At 35.2% G+C, this 18,479-nt stretch carries 16 protein-coding genes; 4 read left to right on the plus strand and 12 right to left on the minus strand.

Annotated features, from left to right (window positions below; genetic code table 11):
• Nucleotides 1–292: 292 nt before the first annotated feature.
• The 4 genes from IPK14_05775 to IPK14_05790 are packed head-to-tail and all read left to right on the plus strand — an operon-like array spanning nt 293 to nt 3,203.
• Entirely contained in the window at nt 293–1,702 is a 1,410-nt protein-coding gene (locus IPK14_05775) for a M20/M25/M40 family metallo-hydrolase (GenBank protein ID MBK7992929.1), read from the plus strand.
• A 6-nt stretch (nt 1,703–1,708) separates the two neighbouring features.
• A complete protein-coding gene (gene queG / locus IPK14_05780; protein MBK7992930.1) occupies nt 1,709–2,656 on the plus strand; it encodes a tRNA epoxyqueuosine(34) reductase QueG in 948 nt (315 codons plus the stop codon).
• Between the two features lie 28 nt (nt 2,657–2,684).
• On the plus strand, nt 2,685–2,894 hold the full coding sequence (locus IPK14_05785; GenBank protein MBK7992931.1) for a hypothetical protein: 210 nt from the start codon (nt 2,685–2,687) through the stop codon (nt 2,892–2,894).
• Nucleotides 2,895–2,921: 27 nt separating this feature from the next.
• Complete coding sequence (locus tag IPK14_05790) at nt 2,922–3,203, plus strand: AhpC/TSA family protein (GenBank protein MBK7992932.1); 282 nt, start codon at nt 2,922–2,924, stop codon at nt 3,201–3,203.
• A 135-nt stretch (nt 3,204–3,338) separates the two neighbouring features.
• On the opposite strand, the gene IPK14_05795 is transcribed toward IPK14_05790, so the two are convergent.
• The 12 genes from IPK14_05795 to IPK14_05850 all read right to left on the minus strand — a co-directional run bounded on the left by IPK14_05795 (nt 3,339) and on the right by IPK14_05850 (nt 18,418).
• Nucleotides 3,339–4,079, minus strand: a complete 741-nt coding sequence (locus IPK14_05795) for a DUF4097 family beta strand repeat protein (protein ID MBK7992933.1) — start codon at nt 4,077–4,079, stop codon at nt 3,339–3,341.
• A 6-nt stretch (nt 4,080–4,085) separates the two neighbouring features.
• Entirely contained in the window at nt 4,086–4,769 is a 684-nt protein-coding gene (locus IPK14_05800) for a zf-HC2 domain-containing protein (GenBank protein ID MBK7992934.1), read from the minus strand.
• A gap of 1 nt (nt 4,770) precedes the next feature.
• Nucleotides 4,771–5,331 carry a sigma-70 family RNA polymerase sigma factor gene (locus IPK14_05805; protein MBK7992935.1) on the minus strand — a complete coding sequence of 187 codons (561 nt, stop codon included), beginning with the start codon at nt 5,329–5,331 and terminating at the stop codon, nt 4,771–4,773.
• Between the two features lie 255 nt (nt 5,332–5,586).
• A complete protein-coding gene (locus IPK14_05810; protein MBK7992936.1) occupies nt 5,587–6,294 on the minus strand; it encodes a hypothetical protein in 708 nt (235 codons plus the stop codon).
• 19 nt (nt 6,295–6,313) lie between these two features.
• Nucleotides 6,314–7,717 carry a sigma-54-dependent Fis family transcriptional regulator gene (locus tag IPK14_05815; protein ID MBK7992937.1) on the minus strand — a complete coding sequence of 468 codons (1,404 nt, stop codon included), beginning with the start codon at nt 7,715–7,717 and terminating at the stop codon, nt 6,314–6,316.
• Between the two features lie 52 nt (nt 7,718–7,769).
• A complete protein-coding gene (locus IPK14_05820; GenBank protein ID MBK7992938.1) occupies nt 7,770–9,443 on the minus strand; it encodes a PAS domain S-box protein in 1,674 nt (557 codons plus the stop codon).
• 74 nt (nt 9,444–9,517) lie between these two features.
• A complete protein-coding gene (locus IPK14_05825) occupies nt 9,518–10,744 on the minus strand; it encodes a type II secretion system F family protein (GenBank protein MBK7992939.1) in 1,227 nt (408 codons plus the stop codon).
• An 84-nt stretch (nt 10,745–10,828) separates the two neighbouring features.
• Nucleotides 10,829–12,010: a type IV pilus twitching motility protein PilT gene (locus tag IPK14_05830; protein MBK7992940.1), complete on the minus strand. Its 1,182-nt coding sequence runs from the start codon at nt 12,008–12,010 to the stop codon at nt 10,829–10,831.
• Nucleotides 12,011–12,267: 257 nt separating this feature from the next.
• Complete coding sequence (pilB, locus tag IPK14_05835; protein ID MBK7992941.1) at nt 12,268–14,007, minus strand: type IV-A pilus assembly ATPase PilB; 1,740 nt, start codon at nt 14,005–14,007, stop codon at nt 12,268–12,270.
• Nucleotides 14,008–14,256: 249 nt separating this feature from the next.
• A complete protein-coding gene (locus tag IPK14_05840; protein MBK7992942.1) occupies nt 14,257–15,504 on the minus strand; it encodes a tetratricopeptide repeat protein in 1,248 nt (415 codons plus the stop codon).
• Between the two features lie 123 nt (nt 15,505–15,627).
• Nucleotides 15,628–17,547: an ATP-dependent DNA helicase gene (locus IPK14_05845; GenBank protein ID MBK7992943.1), complete on the minus strand. Its 1,920-nt coding sequence runs from the start codon at nt 17,545–17,547 to the stop codon at nt 15,628–15,630.
• A 121-nt stretch (nt 17,548–17,668) separates the two neighbouring features.
• Nucleotides 17,669–18,418, minus strand: a complete 750-nt coding sequence (locus IPK14_05850) for a DUF4388 domain-containing protein (GenBank protein MBK7992944.1) — start codon at nt 18,416–18,418, stop codon at nt 17,669–17,671.
• Nucleotides 18,419–18,479: the final 61 nt, after the last annotated feature.

Consider the following 18,479-nt stretch of genomic DNA (forward strand, 5'->3'; position numbering starts at 1 on the left):
AAATTTAGCGAGTATTATGTATGAAATTGATTTTGATTTTCAATATCATAACTAATGAAGAGATCTTAAATTAATTCAGCAGACATTATTTTTGATTTTCCTTAGTTTTCCTCCAGATTAGCTCTAAATATACAAGTCAAGCCATCACAAGCAAGTGATGGCTTTTATTTTGTTTATAAAAGTTAAAAGGATAACAGTTACTCGCCAAAATATTTCTAGCTAGTTATAATAAGCCGTCTAAATATTTATCTATAAAAAATCACTAAAAACTAAGAACTTGAGGGCCATATTTATGCGATTGCTAGCATTTTTACTGTCTATTATTTTAATTAGTAATATTATTTTAGTTACTACTGATATTTCAGTTAAAGCAGATGAAAAGAAATTAAGCAAAGATTATGCAAAGACAGCTTCACAAATCATTGGTAGTGCTTTGGTTGAAGGCCAGGCTTATGAAAAATTAGAGTATTTAAGCGATAGTATTGGACATCGTTTAAGTGGTTCACCAGAGCTTAACCAAGCAATAGCGTGGGCTGTTAAAGCAATGAAAGCAGATGGACTAGATAATGTCTACACAGAAAAAGTAATGGTGCCTCATTGGGTACGCGGTGCGGAATCAGCCGAAATAATAGCTCCGGCTAAGCATAAACTAACTATTTTGGGGCTTGGTGGAACTGTGGGAACGCCTAGCGAAGGCATTACGGGTGAAGTAGTTGTAGTAAGAAATTTTGAAGAGCTAGACAAGTTAGGAACACAAGTTAAGGGAAAAATTGTTTTGTATAACTTTCCTATGCGTAAAGATTTGCCTACAGGTCAAGCCTATGGTGAAGCTGTAAGATATCGTGGGAACGGAGCTATAAACGCTGCTAAATATGGCGCGATTGCAACACTTGTAAGGTCTGTTACTACAGTTAGCTTAAATACTCCTCATACAGGAGCAATGCGTTATCAAGATGACGTAACCAAGATACCTGCTGCCGCTGTTACTATTGAAAATGCTGAGCTTATGCAAAGACTCTTTTTACGTGGTGAAAAAATTGTTGTTAACTTAAAACTTGGAGCGCAAACTTTACCAGATGCTGAGTCTGCTAATGTAATAGGTGAAATAAAAGGATCTGAAAAGCCAGATGAAGTAATTTTAATTAGCGGACATTTAGATTCTTGGGATGTTGGGACAGGCTCAAATGATGATGGTGCAGGTTGTGTAATTGTTATGGAAGCTGCACGCATTCTAGCACGGTTGGGTTTACGTCCTCGCCGGACAATCAGAGTTGTCCTTTATACTAATGAGGAAAATGGCTTAAATGGTGGAGTTGCTTATGGAGATGCACATAAGCAAGAGTTTGATAAACATATTGTGGCAATGGAAGCTGATTCTGGTGGAACTCGTCCGTTAGGCTTTTCTTTTCAGGGTAAAGACGAAGCTTTTAATATTATTCAAGATATTGCTGGACTTTTATATAATATTAAGTCTGATAATGTTCGACGTAGTCAAGGAGTAGGAGCAGATATTTCTGTTTTGACTGGTGCTGGTGTACCTGGGCTAGGGTTATCTAATGATAGTAGCCATTATTTTGACATTCACCATACACAAGCAGATACATTTGAAAAAATGGATAGAACAGATTTAGCCTTAAATGTTGCTACAGTGGCAGTTATGGCTTATGTTTTAGCCGATATGCCAAATGCGCTACCACGATAATTTTTTATGAATGTTACTTCAGCAAAAATTAAGCAAAAAGCTTATGAATTAGGGCTTACAAAAATTGGTATTGTACCTGCTCAAAGGCTAGAAAAAGAAGGTAGTTTATTGGATGAATGGCTGAGTCGTGGCTATCATGGGAAGATGGGCTATTTAGCTAGAAATGCAGAAAAATCAACTGATCCTAAGTTGTTACTTCCTACAGTTGAAAGTATTATTGCAGTAGCCTTAAATTATTATACTCCTGATAAGCATAGTGACGATGTTAACGTAGGAAAGATTTCTCGTTATGCTTGGGGAGATGACTACCATGATGTGTTAGGCGAAAAGTTAAAATTGCTTTTAGAATGGATTAAGTCAGTAGAACCAAGTGCAGAGGGAAGATATTTTGTTGATGCCGGGCCAATGATGGACAAGGTTTGGGCGGTAAAGGCTGGAATAGGATGGCTAGGCAAACATACCAATGTAATTACTAAGGATTATGGTTCTTGGGTTTTTTTAGGTGAAATTTTAATTAACTTAAAGTTAGACTATGAAGAAATGCAAATTCCTGATTTTTGTGGTACTTGTACACGTTGTATAGATGCTTGTCCAACAGGTGCAATAGTTGAGCCATATTTAGTAGATGGAAGTCTTTGTATTTCTTATGGGACGATAGAGCTAAAAGATCCTATTTTGCCAAAACAAATAGCTAATAATCTGCAAAACTGGATTTTTGGTTGTGATATTTGCCAAGATGTATGTCCTTGGAATCGGTTTTCTAAAGAAACTAGTACAAAAGAATTTTATCCAAGAGATGGTAATGTCTCGCCACTTTTATCAGAATTAGCAGAGCTTACAGCAGTGGAATTTAAAGAACTCTTTAAGGCAAGCCCAATTGTAAGGCCAAAACATGCTGGATTTTTACGTAATATAAAAGCTGTAGAAGAAAATAATAAAAAGCACGAAAGCTAGGGGATAAATTTTTGTCTAAGGAAAATAAATGAAAAGTTTATCTATTTATTTGATTTTGTTTAGTTTAATAAGTTTTCTACTGGTTACTCCAAATGTTTTAGCAAGTGGAGAAGACAAAACAGATATTGTTGCTCTTAGCAACAGCCAAGTTACAGATATAAACGGCAATCAGGTTTTGTTAGGTAGCATTTGGCAAGAAAAGCCTATAGTTTTAGTTTTTATTCGTCATTTTGGTTGACTGCTTTGTCGTGAACAAGTCACGCAGTTGCGTGAAAAAGTAGATGAAATTCATAAATTAGGTGCAGAGTTAGTTATTGTTGGTAATGGGCGAGTAGAATTTGCTACAGCTTTTCAAAAGAAATTAAAATTAGAGACACCTCTTTATGTTGATCCTTCTTTAGCTTCTTATAATGCTGCTGGATTAAAACGAGGGAAGTTAGCAACAATAGGCCCACGCAATTTTCTACCAGCATTAAAAGCTTTATTTACAGGTAATTTTCAAGGACGTGTTCAAGGTGATCCATATCAACAAGGTGAGCCTTTATAATTTTGCCTAGTAATAAACTAGTCTACTCTTATATTAGTAAACGTTCTAGTGATAGGCCACCAATAAAGAAAATTCTGAAAAATTAGAGGAGGAGAAGCGAAAAACAGTTAATTAACCTTAATTCTTCAATATTAATCAAGGATGTTTGCGTAAGTTAATTTCTCCATGATGAGAATTAATATTTAGCATTGCACCTCCGCCAGCATATTTTCCTGATATACGCCTTTCGTGTGGGACGGAATCTGTTAGGCTAAAGCCACCTAAATGAACTTTTCCTGGTGAAGCTGTAGCTGAAAGAGTAAAAGAATTACTAGCAGGAATAGTAATGTTGATAGAATTTTCTATTGAAGAAAAATTATAAATGCCTTTTTTATCCAAGATACCTTTGTAAGAAATAACACCTCTAGTAGTTTTAGCAACGATATTATTGCTAGTTAAGTCCTGAAGGGTTATTTCGCCTTCTGTAGTTTGTGCAGATATTGGGCCTGAAACAGACCAAACTTCAATAGGCCCATTTAAGCATGTAAGATCTAATGTACATTCTTGAGGGATATTAACTTCAAAGCGGGCTTGGCCTATTTTAGCACAATGGACTTCAATTTCGATGCTGCTACCTTGTTGACGTTCTGATACTTCTACATGTTCATCTAAAAAGGCTGAAAGCTTTATTTCAGCCTTTTCCCAAGTTGTTACTTTAATAGAACCTGTTGGATTATAAATATCGAGAGAAGCATTTTGAGGAGAAACCTTAAAATGCTTTGAGTAACTCTTAAATGTAGTAGCAGAAATATCTGGAGAAAATAACACTACTACTAACAACCCGCTAAAGAACACAATTGTAGTTATGTTACTAATAATATTAGATTTCTTACTCATTGCCTTCTACTTATGTAAAAATAGAAATTGTTCTAAAAGTCTTATTTTTTCTTGGTATGCTGTAACCATTAATTCATGCACAATAGGATCTGATGGATTTTTTTGTGCTAATTGGCGACATTCTTCTATAGATTGGTCAATTGCTTCTAAATTACGATCATAAAGCTTTTGTACTTGAGGATCCCAATCTTTATAACGTTCTGTAATTGTGTGAGACAATCTATCTATTTTACCAGTCAACTCCATTTCTGTAGTATTACTAGTATAAGTTGTAGGTTTTGCTATAACAGTACCTTGAGAAGGAGTACTTGCAAGGTTTTGAGGGGAATAAACAAAATTACTTGCTAGTAATACTATTGTTGCTAAACCTGCCAAAGAGCCTGTTAATTGTGGTACAGAGATACTAAATTGGAATCTGTGGTTCCAAAATTTTGACCAAGCACTTTGTGTTTTAGGAGCAGTTGGAAGAGAAAGTTCTTTAATTTCTTTTTCTATATTTTTCCAAAGGTCTGTTTTTGGGACTAATAAAGGAAGTTGTTGACTAATACCAACAATTTGTTTTAAGTCTTGATAAGTCAAACTACATTCTTGACAATCTTTTAAGTGATCGCTAACCAGAGGTCTTTTATTTGGTTTGAGATCCCCATCAATATATTCTGAAAGTAAATCTTGACAGTCTAAACAGTTCATCTTACACCTTTTTTGAGAGTAGTGACCGTAATTTCATTCTTGCTTTATGAAGCTGTGATTTTGATGTACCAACCGTGATATTTAATAATTTAGCAATTTCCTCATGTTCGTAACCTTCAACATCATGTAGTACAAATATTGTGCGATAGCCAGGTGGTAGTTCTTTGATAGAACGCTCTAGTGCAATTGAATCTATAAAAGGAGGAGTTGCTAAACTACCACTATTTTGTTCAACATCAATAGGTAACTCTCCATCAGAAGTAGTAGTTTCTAGTTTGATATCTTTTTTGCGCAACCTCATCAATACCTGATTAACAGTCAATCGATGTAACCAAGTTGAGAAGGCTGCTTCTCCTCGATAACTACCAATACGACGAAAGAGTTGAATAAAAACATCTTGAGTTAAATCTTCTGCTTCGGTTGAGTTGCTAGTCATTCGCAAACATAAACTATATACACGTCGATGATGACGTTGATAGATTTCTTCAAATGCAGCAGTATCTCCAAGAGCGGCTGCACGAGCTAGATCAAAATCCGAAGTCAGTTGGTGAGTATTTGTCACAGGTTTGTTCTAGTCAACCTGCCCCTGAAAGATATACTTACTAACCGCACAAACCTGTGATGCTCACTTTTACAGGGATGGTTGCCTATTATAAAAAAGTCTTGGAATTTCTGATCAGTATTTTAATCCTTAAATACTTTCAAAATCAATGTATTGTCCATTTTATTATTGTAGATAGTTAAAACCTGCAAGCTGTTTTCCAAAATAGCTTACAAGTTTAATCAATATATCACCTATTTGAATCTACTAGGTTTACTAATTATCATTATCTCTTTCTTCTCTACTAGATTTATTAGGTATATTATCCTGGCTATTAATAATAATAGGTTTTGTAATTTCTATGCGTAAAATAGTACCAGGAAAGAGTTTAATATCATTTCCTTTACTAAGAAGCACCCCAGCTAAAGCACCTCCTAAAGGCGCAGAAGCGGCAGCACCTAAAGAGCCAGTGCCAACTAAAATAGCAGGATAAGTTGCACCTCCAAGAATAACCCCTCTAGTTGCATTATCAACGCTTCTACCTCCTGCACGTCCACCTTTTACAGTTCCTTCATCATTAGCACTTAATTTACTTTCATTAGCATAATCATCTATTGCTTTTATTAGTGTAGCTACTTCTTGTTCTCCATCAGCAACAACTATTTTATCAAAAACAATTGCTAAAGAGGCTTGACGTTGACCACGTTTAGCCGGGGATATTTGGGTTATTTTGCCACGAAATTCTGTCCCTCGTTTTAGAGCTAATTGACCATTAATAAAAATGGAGTTTACAAGCCTAGCTGATACTTCATCCCCTACTTCGTTAAGTTTAGAACTAATAGGGGTATCTAGTTCTAGTTTAGTTAAAGTTCCAGCAGAAACCGTAACTGCATTGTTAACAGAAGTGTTGTTGTTAGTTCCTGATTGGGCAAAGGTTGTAAATGAGAGTAATAAAGCTAAAATTAAAACCTTAAGTAATTTCATAATTAACCCCTAGTTAAGTTTATTTATCTGGACTTTCGCGCAACATACTAGCTGTTTGTCTAATTCGGTGTTTATCTAGTAGGTGACGTAAGCTTCTAACAGACATCCCTAATAACTCTGCTGCACGGGTTTGGTTCCCATTAGTGCGCCGCAGTGCCTCCAAAATAAAAGATTTTTCTATTTCATTAATATAAGTTTCTAAATTTATCCCATCTTCAGGCAGTTCTAAAAAAGATTGTATTCTGACAGGGCTATACTTAAGAATTTCTTCTCTTAATCTTTCTGTCTGTACTTGTTTAGTAGGTTCTAATGCTACAGCTCTTTCTATAACGCTTTCTAGCTCACGAACATTTCCTGGCCAATGATAATTCATTAAATAGCTCATTGCTTCTTCAGTAATAGTTTCAATTTGACGGCCCGCTAAACGGTTAAATTTAGCTAAAAAGTGTTGTGCAAGTGTAGGAATATCTTCCTTTCTTTCTCTTAAGGGAGGAAGCTTAAGCATAATAACATTAATACGATAGTAAAGGTCTAGACGAAAAGATTTCTCCTCTACCATTTGCATTAAATCTCGGTTGGTGGCTGCTACTACACGAGTGTCAATAGAGATTTCTTCTGTGCCTCCTACACGTCTTACAGCATGTGCTTGCAATACTCTTAAAAGTTTAACTTGCATTGTAGGGCTAGTTTCTGAGATTTCATCTAGAAAAATAGTTCCACTATGAGCAGACTCAAAAAGCCCTTTTTTGTTGGCCTGCGCACCAGTAAAAGCTCCTTTTACATGACCAAAAAGTTCTGATTCTAAAAGAGGTTCTGTTAAAGCTCCACAATTAATTGAAACAAAAGGAGCATTAGCACGACGGCTATTATTATGAATAGCACGAGCAACTAATTCTTTTCCTGTTCCTGATTCGCCTTGAATTAACACTGTACTAGCAGTAGGGGCAATGTCCATAATCATTTTATAGACTTCCTGCATACAACGTGAATGACCAATAATATTATCTAGTCGGCCTTTTTCCCTAAGCTCACGTTTTAATAATGCGTTTTCTTGTTGCAGTTTACTTTTTTCTAAAGCTTTTTTAACAACAAGTTTTAACTCATCTATATCAAAAGGCTTTTCAACAAAATCATCTGCACCTAACTTAAAAGCTTCACGAGCCTTATCAATAGTGGCATAGGCTGTCATTAAAATTACCATAGTGTCAGGTGAGGTTTCTCGGCATTGCATCAGCAATTCCATCCCACCTAGATTAGGCATTTTTACATCAGAGATTACTAGATCAAAATAATTAGTGCGTATTAATTCTAAGGCACGTATCCCGTTTTCAGCTACACTAACATTATAGCCTTCCCTACGGAAAACTCTTTCTAATAACTCTCGCATGCTTAGTTCGTCGTCAACTATTAATATTTTTGGCATAAGAGAAATTATAGCCTTTCTAATAACTATTGTGAACGTAGAAACTAGAGGATTAATCTAAATTAGGATTAAATTTACCGCTAGATGAAAATATATTTTGTTGTGGTAATAAATCAATAGGTATTTTATTAGTTATATTTTGTGGTAAGGTTATAGTAATTTTAGCTCCTTGATTAGGGTGGCTTACTACGTCTATTTTACCATTATGGTCGGAAATTATTTGATAGACAATTGCCATTCCTAGACCAGTACCACCAGGACGATTAGAATTAAAAGGTTCAAAAATTCTTTCCATTTCTTCTTCAGACATACCAACGCCTGTATCAGTAAAAGTAAGTATTATATCTTTCTCTTTATTTTGGTTTAGTTCAATAATTAACTTTCCACCTTCAGGCATTGCTTGTAGGGAGTTTCTTGCCAAATTCCATATTATTTGACGTAGTTGGTTAGAATCAGCAACAATTGAAATAGATGTTTCAGGACATTCAACTAAGATTTCATGCTTAGCTGAAGATTCATTACTATAACGAATTAAGGCAACAGTTTCTTTAATCCAATTAACTAAATCAAATTCTGCAAGTTTAGCAGGGCTGGGCCTGGCATAGGCTAAAAAATCACTAACAATTTTATCTAATCGGTCAGACTCTCTTAAAACAATTTGCATTAGTTGTGCTTGATCTTCCGATAAGTCTAATTCACTACGTAAAACTTGGATAGAGCCGCGCATAGCTGCTAAGGGGTTACGTATTTCATGAGCAATTCCAGCGGCCATTTTACCCATAGCTGCTAAACGGTCACGGCGGCGAATTTCTTGCTCTAATTTAATGATTTCTGTTAAATCTTGGAAAGAAAAAACTAAACCATTAGGCTTGCCATCTTCACCTGATAAAGGTGAGGCTGTAATCCCTAAATACATCTGTCTACCTGTGGCAGATAAACAACTAGAAGTAAAACGAATAGGTTTAGAAGTATTAAGTAGTTCTGGAGTAAAATTTAAGTAATTTGATAGATCTCCAAAAACTTCAAAAAAGGTACGTTTGATTACCTGATTGGCTTTGTGTTGTGTGATTTCTTCAGCAGCACGATTAAATGATAAGATATTGCCTGTTATATCAGTAGTAACTAAACCGCTATGAATGCTTTCAATAATTCTTTCATTAAAAGCTTGTAGATTAGCTAAGTTTTGTGTTGCTTGAGTTAATGCTAAATGACTAAGTTGAAGGCGTTCAGCTATTTGGCCTCCTAAAATACCTATTACTAAAATTGCTAAAATATAAAGAGGCACACTTTGATCAGGGCTTAGTGATGGTAAATTACTGTTAAATATTTGATAGTATAATATGCTAGTGACAGTTATATAAGAAATTACACATAATACAGATGTGATTAACACGGCTAAACGCGGTAGAACAGTGCTTGCAGCCAATACAATTACTAGATAAAGAGCAGCAAAAGATTTTTCTGTTAAAGATGTTTCATAAACTACCCACCTAACTAAGGCAATATCCGTAAATATTTGTATGTAGGCTTGTAATGTATAACGGGAGGAAAATTTTACTAGGAAGCTATATATTATTGAAAGTAGGGATACTACTAAAGTAGCCTTAACGAAAACCTTAACAATTAATACCGATGGTGAAACAATATTAATAATTGCTGCTGTACCAAGAAGTATTAATATTACTGTAAGACGAGAGGCGATTAACCAAGTTAATCTATTACGCATCTGAACATACATTTCAAGTAAAAAGTAGTAGTTAGTAAAACTTTTTATTAACTACTACTTTATAAGTCATTTAATTAGTGTTTACCTGCTAGTTTACCAATCAAGACAAAGAGTGGTAAATACATAGATATAACAATACCACCAATAGTTACACCTAGGAAAACAATCATTATAGGTTCAAGCAAAGTTAATAGATTAGCAATAGCAGCATCGACTTCTTGTTCATAAAAGTCTGCAATTTTACTTAACATTGCGTCTAATGCACCTGTTTGCTCACCAACGCCTATCATTTGTGCAACCATAGGAGGGAATATTCCTGCTGCTTTTAGAGGTTCAACAATAGTTTGTCCTTGTTCAATACCAGCACGAATCTTCATAATTCCTTCTTGAATTATTACATTACCTGCCGTACGTGCAGTAATATCTAAAGATTCTAAGATAGGTACACCTGAAGAAAGTAGTGTGGCTAAGGTACGTGAAAATCTTGCTACACCGACTTTTCTTAAAATATCACCAAAGAGTGGAAACTTAAGCAACATATTGTCTATTACACGACGACCATTAGTAGTTTCATAGTAGGATTTAGTAGCATAGGAAATACCCCCAATAACTATTAATATTACCCACCAATAGCCAGCCATAAAGTCACTAATAGATATAACAATTTCTGTTGGAAGAGGTAAAGATTCACCCGGGCCAAGTAAGCCTTCAAATATGTTTTTGAAAGCAGGTATTACCACTACCATAATAATTGCTACTACTACTACAGCCAAGCCTATTACAGCTAAAGGGTAGATTGAAGCTGAGATAATATCACTTTTTAATTTAACAATTTTTTCAATATAAATGGCTAAACGTTGTAATATTAAGTCCAAAATACCGCCGGTTTCACCTGCTGCCACCATGTTAACATAAAGTGTTTCAAATACTTTTGGATGACGTGAAAGCGATTCTGCCAGTGTCATACCAGCTTCTACATCTGAGCGCACTTGCAAAATAGTTTGCTTAAAAAAATTGTTAGTTTGTTGATTACCTAAAATGTCCAAACATTGTACTAATGGTAGTCCAGCATCAATCATTACAGAAAACTGTCGGGTAAAAATAGCTAATTCTTTAGCATTTACTTTTTGTCTTTTACCTAACTTAGGTATAGCTACTTCTTTACCTTTTTCCTTAATACTATTAACAACAATTTGTTCACGTCTAAGGAGGTTTTCTAGTGTTTGCCGGTCAGGTGCAAAGCGTTCGCCCACCACCACTTCGTTACTTCGGTTACGTCCTTTGAAGGCATAAACTGGCATAATTTTTAATACTCCTTTTTTCTATGGTTAATATGATGGAGCAGCAATTTTATTAACCATCAACTAGTGTTTAAGCTAAAAATTTTACCTGACAGGTGGTCGCCCCATTGGCGGCATAGGCCTGCCGGGAGGTTGTCCTGGTACACCGGGACGTTGTGGGCCACCTGATTGTGGGCCACCTGCATGAATTAATCCAGTACCACGGTTAATTAATTCTTGTAATTCATCTTGGTTATGTGAGCGTTGCATTGCCATTTCCAAAGTAATTTGACGTTGAAAATAGGCTGTTGCAAGAGCTTGATTAAAAGTTTGCATCCCGTATTTTTCTTGTCCGGTTTGCATCATAGAATATATTTGATGGATTTTATCTTCACGAATAAGATTACGAATAGCAGCATTAGGAATTAGTATTTCCATTGCCATCGCACGTCCTGCTCCAGAGGCTTTTGGCAGTAATGACTGACAAAGTATGCCTTCTATAACTAAACTAAGCTGTGTTCTCACCTGCGATTGTTGGTGTGCAGGGAAAATATCAATTACCCGGTTAATTGTTGAATAAGCAGAATTAGTATGTAGTGTTGCAAAAGTTAAGTGTCCTGTTTCTGCAATACGTAATGCAGTTTCTACAGTTTCTAAGTCTCTTAACTCACCAATTAATACTACGTCAGGATCTTCGCGTAAGCTAGCTCTTAAGGCATTACCAAATGAATGTGTATCAGAGTGAACTTCTCGTTGATTAACAAGACAGTTTTTATGCGGATGGAGAAATTCTATAGGGTCTTCTATGGTAATGATATGTTCATGGCGATCTTGATTAACTTTGTCAATCATAGCTGCCAAAGTAGTAGATTTTCCAGACCCAGTAGGCCCAGTTACTAGAATAAGACCACGAGGTTTTTCACAGAGCTTTCTTACTACAGGGGGTAAACCTAAAGCATCAAAACTTTTAATTTCATAAGGGATAGCACGAAAAACTGCTCCAACTGCTCCCCGTTGATTAAATAAATTGGCCCGGAAACGGGATAGACCTTTAATACCAAAGGAAAAATCTAGCTCTAATGTTTCTTCAAATCGATGTTTTTGAGCGTCTGTTAGTACAGAATAAGCTAGTTGCTTGGTATCAGCAGGGGTTAACTCACCATAATCTAAAGGCCGTAAATGACCATCAACTCTTACTTGAGGAGGGGAATTAGTAGTGATATGTAAGTCAGATCCCCCTAATTCAGTCATTTTCTTTAAAAGTTCACTGAGGACTAGGTTCGCCATAATATTTTCTCCAAATATTTTCCTCTAATTTTTAGCTATTAGGACAGTTAAAGTTTTTTATTTTAAGAGACAAGAAACTATTATGAGTTTTAAGAAATGATAACTACTTAATAGTAACTATTTATTGTTATAAAATTTTGGGGTGTCCCCAAATTATAGCAAAACATTGATGAATTAAGTTTATGAGAATTATTTAACTTTACAACTAAATAATAAATTAAGTAAAGATGCTTATAATTTATATAAAAGTATTAACATTACTTAACAGTTTCTCTAACTACTTCTTCAATAGTAGTGATTCCTTGACGAATTTTACATAAACCACTACCTCTTAAGGTAATCATTCCATCTTCAATAGCTTTTTTCCTTAATTCTAAAGCAGAAGCACCGACTAAGATAAGTTCTCTTAGTTCATCAGTAACTTCCATTACTTCATAAAGACCTACACGGCCTTTATAACCTGTGCTATTGCAAACGCCACAACCTACACCACGATAAACTTTTATTTCACTAGCTTCATCAGGAGAAAAGCCAATATCTATTAGGGCTTGGGGTGGAGTGGATACTTCTTCTTTACATTCCTTACAAATGCGACGTATTAGACGTTGGGCTTGAATTAAGTTAACCGAAGTTGCAACTAAAAAGGGTTCAATACCCATATTCATCAAGCGGCTAACGGTTGAAGGAGCGTCATTAGTATGAAGTGTAGATAAAACTAAGTGACCAGTTAAAGAAGCTTTAACTGCAATTTCTGCTGTTTCAAAGTCTCGAATTTCTCCTACAAGGATAGTATTTGGGTCTTGACGAAGGAATGAACGAAGTGCAGCAGCAAAATTTAGCCCTATTTGTTCTTTCATTTGTACTTGGTTAATGCCAGGTAAGTTAAATTCTACAGGGTCTTCTGCTGTCATAATATTTGTATCAGGTGTATTTAATGAGGATAGAGCAGAATAAAGAGTATTAGTTTTACCTGAACCCGTTGGGCCTGTTACAAGAACCATACCATAAGGTTTACTAATTTGGCGTTTGAAGCGATCTAAACTTTCGGGTTCAAAACCAAGTTTGGTCATATCCAACATCAGTTTATCTTTGTCTAGCAATCTAAGAACGATTTTTTCGCCCCATAAAACTGGTAAAGTGGAGACACGGAAATCTAGTTCTCTAGAACGTCCATCAAGTTTTACTTTAATTTTGATCCGACCATCTTGAGGAAGACGTTTTTCGGCAATGTCTAATTTAGACATAATCTTAACACGTGAAGTGATAGCATCACGCATTTTCATAGGTGGACGCATAATGTCATAAAGAATTCCGTCAATTCTAAAACGTACACGAAATTCTTTTTCATAAGGCTCTATATGAATATCCGAAGCACCTCGGCGTAGAGAGTCAACTAAAAAAACATTAACTAGTTTAACTACTGGAGCATCAGAAGAGGCTCTTTCTAGGTCATCCAGGTCGATTTCTTCTTGTTCTTCTAAAAGCTCTAGGTCATCAGAATCATCAAAGCTTACTTTTTGTGAGTCTTTGACAATATCTTCCATTACTGCACTAAAGATATCTAATGATTTTGCTGAACCATAATATTTTTCCATTGCTTCTTGCATTGCTGCCTCAGAAACAACTACAGGTTCAACCCCAAAGCCTGTCATAAACTTAATATCGTCAATAGCAAAAACATTAGTAGGATCAACCATTGCTAGGGTTAGAGTTGCACCGACCCTAGAAAGAGGTAAGACCATATATTTTTGTGCTACTTCTTGAGGGATTAGTTTAACGGCAGATTCATCTATTTCAAAAAGAGATAAATTAACTGAAGGCACACCATATTGTCTTGATAATACAGCAGTGATTTCTTCATCGCTCAAGAATCCTAGCTTAACTAAAGTTGAACCAAGCCGGCCACCATTAGTTCGTTGATAATCTAATGCTTCTTTAAGTTGTTGAGGCGTGATTAAATTTTCTCTGAGAAGAGTTTCTCCTAATTTAGCTGACATTGTTGTAACTTTACCCCCGATCACTAGTCAGGATCGATTGTTGATTAGATATTGGAGATTAAATTTTGGAATAATTGAAAACCAAACTGAGCAGATTCTAACCTATTCTTTAATTTCAAGCAATGTCTATTAAGTTGAAGATTAAAATAAGGATGGTTAACAAATAGCAGGAAGGAAATTTTAATAAAATAAAGTCAATAAAAGCTAAATAAGTGAGGAGAAATACTCTCCTCACTTATAAACTTAAAACTATTTACCTTTTTTACCTTTATCTTTATCTTTGCCTTTTTTAGGTGGTTCGATCTTCATTGTATCTTGAAGATAAGCAATATAACCATTAACTTCTGTTTTTTCTGCTCCTTCTGGGAGTTTATCTACAATTTGTTGATAGATAGACATTGCTTCTTCTAAACGGGATTTATCTTGAGGGGTAGCAATGGAAGTAGTAGTAGCTAAAATAATATTAGCTTTTCCTTTTAGTGCTTCTGTATTGTTAGCATCTGTTGCTAATACTTTTTCATAGGTAGAAGTAGCTTTATCCATATCTCCTTGAGAGTAATAAATATCTGCCACACGGTTAATCATTTTAGTTTTTTTCGCAACATCTGCTTCTAAATTTGAGCCATTAGTATAAGCACTAATAGCTTTGTCTGCATATTCAGTACCACGAAATTGCTTAAAGAGGATATGACAAGAATCAGCATATATTTTTAAGTAGGAAGCATTATCTGGAGCTAATTGAGTAGCTTTTTCCGCATATTGTACAGATTCTTTGAAACAACTTTGGGCTTCATCTCTCTTTTTAGCATTAAAGCGAACTGCACCAAGATTAAAAAGTGCTTGAGCTAGTTGGGCATAGACTACAGATTGAGCATCATCTATAGCCATTGCTTCCTTAAATTCTTTAATTGCATTTTCATAATCGCTTTTTTGTGAGAATGCAGCACCAGCTTCTACGTGTTTTTTGACGCTTTCAAAATCAGCTTTGATTTTGGCATTTTCTTTTTCAACTTTAGCAACTTCTTCTTGTTGTTTTTTTAATTCTTCTTCAGAAGCTTTGCGGTTAGGTGTGCCGCCGCCTGCGGCAGCAAAAGTTCCACCCTTTTTGCCAACTTCAATGGCTTCGGATTGAGCTAATCTACGACCATCACCAGGTACTAATTCAAAGTTTTGATCTAAAGGTTGATCTGCAGTTATTCTAAATTTACCTGAAGTAATAGCACCAAGTTCAGGGCCAGATACAGAAATTATATAATCACCAAAAGCTGGTAGTGAGTGGTAGTATTCCCCTTTTTTATCTGTTTTAGTTTGAAACTTGCTAGAAATATCAATTCGGTAAATATCTACAATTAGTCCTTCTGTAGGTTCTGATGGGCCGCTAGCCGTTTTTTTAACTTTTACTACTCCTTTTACCGCCCCTTGTTGAGCAAGAGCAAAAGTGCTGACAACCAATAGAAAAGCTATTGCTGAAATACATTTAGCAATTTTGGAAACCATTATTAAAACCTCCAAAAATATTGAAAAAATTGGCTTGTATGTGAGATTAAAGTGATTTTTAATTGGCAGTCTAACTAGTTCTTAAGTTAGTGTCAATCTTGATTATCTCTTTGAAAACATTACTCAAATATCATCACGACGCGTTGTTATACGACATGGAGGAAGGCTAGCTAAAAATAACCTTCCATAGTTTTTAGTTCTTAAACGTGGGTCAAGTATAGAAAGTACCCCACGATCTTCCCGGCTACGAATTAAACGCCCAAGACCTTGCTTAAGCTTAATGATTGCTTGAGGAACAGAGTAGTCAAAAAATGAGTTTCCACCTTGTTCATCAATATATTTTTGTCTAGCTAGCACAACAGGATCAGAAGGCACGGCAAAGGGTAATTTATCAATAATTACACAAGAAAGAGCTTCTCCTTGAACATCAACGCCTTGCCAAAAGCTACTAACTGCAAAAAGTACACAGTTTGGAGTTGATCGAAAACGTGCTAATAATCCAGCCTTTGAACTTTGTCCTTGTATTAGTGTAGGAAATGGGATTTGAGGTTGTACTCTTTGATAAACTTCCCTCATTTGGTTAGTGCTTGTAAATAAAACAAAAGCTCTGCCTTGAGTTAAATGCAAAATTTCTACTATTTCGTTAGTTATTGCATCAGTAAACTTAAAATTATTTGGGTCTGGCATTCCTGATGGCAAATATAATAGGGCTTGAGAAGCATAATCAAAGTGTGAATCTATTTTTAATTCTTGTGCTGGCCCAGTTCCTAAACGACTACGAATAAAATCAAAACTATTATTTGAGGTTAAAGTAGCAGAAGTAAGAATTACAGAGTCCACTTCTGCAAAAAGTCGCTCAGAAAGGATAGTGGAAACATCTATTGGAGTTGCTTGTAAAAAAATTCCTCGTCCACGTCTTTCATACCAGTAAACATAAGTAGGGTCATTTCTGCTAACAATATATTCTAGGGCAAAACGAAGCTCTTCAGAACGTCTTACTAAAGTATCACGTTCTGGAGGAGGATCTTTAATATTAAGTAATGTAGCTATTAGACGTTCTAAGGCATTGTCTAAAGCGATAAAGCTTTCTCCTGCATCTGTAGGCTGTTTAGTTCCTGTAGTGGTTTCCTTAACAAAAAATTCTAAGGGGAAACTTTGACGGCTTTCTTCTGGAGTTTTACGATAAAATACTGTCCAAAACTTCTCTGCTTGTTCTGCTAGCCTAGACATAGCTTTAAGCAAGCTACCAGCATTGTCATGATCGGTGACAGGAAGTTTTTGTAAATCTGTAATTAAATCATTGAAACTATAATTACTTACTCCTGTGCCAAAATATTCTGCTGCAATTTCTTCTATCTCATGTGCTTCATCAAAAATAACAATAGAGTAATCTGGTAAGATACTACCATAATCATTATTTCGTAATGCTAAATCAGCAAAAAAGAGATGATGATTGACTATAATAATGTCTGATTCTTGAGCTTTTTGGCGTGCTTTTGTAATAAAACAAGATTCAAAGTCAGGGCATTTTTGACCAATACAAATATCGCTACGTGCGTCTAAATGATGCCAAAAATTAACATTTTCTGGTAAATCTACTAGCTCAGCGCGGTCACCTGTTTCAGTATCTAATGCCCAGCGACGAATCCCATCAAATAAATCTAATTCTTCTAATCCTTGTAAAATAGGGGTTTGTTCTGCTCTTTTTAGTCGATATAAACAAAGATAATTAGAACGACCTTTTAAGTAACTAACCTTTAATTTACGTCCCAGGGTTTTTTCTAGGAAGGGAATATCTTTGTAATAAAGTTGCTCTTGTAAGTTTTTTGTTGCAGTGGAAATAACTACTTTTTTATTTAATGCAAGTGCTGGTACAAGATAGGCTAAGGTTTTACCTGTTCCTGTTCCAGCTTCGCTTAGCAGACATTTGCCTTTATTCATTGCTGAAAAAATAGCTTTTGCCATAGTAACTTGACTAGGGCGGTATTCATAATTGGGATGATATTTAGCAATTAAACCTTGTGGGCCAAAAATTTCTTCCATAATTTATACTACTAAAATATACTATAATAGGGTTTTAGAAAGTTCTCCAAAAAATTTTGTGACTAATAATAGCATTAGAAAGAAAATTTGGGGATAGTTTGGACGAAAGATAGAAGAAAATTTATGATATTGACTCATCAGAAAAACTATCCAAAATTACCCAGCTAGGTATACCACGTTTTTGTATTAGCTCTATTATCAGAAAACCTGTTAAAAGACGGCAAGTTTCAAAAGAATTTAGTTTGCTTACCAAACAAATATCTCGAATTGTAATGCCTGGCTCAACTGCATGAAAAATTTCTAACTCATTACGAGTTAGTTTTAATTGTGACAAACGTTTTTCCCAATCTTCTGAACGTTCTAGTTCTTCATCTAATGAATCCACTTCTTTACGTATATGATCCCAACTACGGATTAATTTAACACCTTGTAAGACAATATCTAGTGTAGAAATGCCTAGATTTGGTAAATCTTTGGGTGGGAGTTTACCATCAGCAAATTCAAAATGGCCTGTTTGCCAACGAAAAAGACTATAAATAATGCCTAATACTTGGTAAGTCATTTGTTGGCTTAATTGTGTTTCGGTAATTTTATTAGTTTCTAAAAGTATTTGTCCAAATCGCTTTCCTTGTCTAACCTGTACTTGTGTATCAAGATATTCTTCTACAGTAATAGTACCTGATCTAAGTAAGACTTCTCCTAAACTGTCTTCTCTAACATTTGAGTAGGCAGAAATAATTTGACCATTATCAAATAAAATCGCTTTGCGTATTTCATTTAATGTGATCATTAATGTTCCAACAGCATTGTTAGAATGGAGTTGGTAAAGCAATTGTGGTAACTGACGATCTTTAAGGGTTCCAATTAGCACAAGCTATCCTAAGCATTTTGTGGATTTTTTATTTGCGGGCAAACAATAATAGATAACACTT

The organism is Blastocatellia bacterium (genome assembly GCA_016713405.1).
In the GTDB taxonomy this organism is placed as follows: Bacteria; Acidobacteriota; Blastocatellia; order Chloracidobacteriales; family JADJPF01; genus JADJPF01.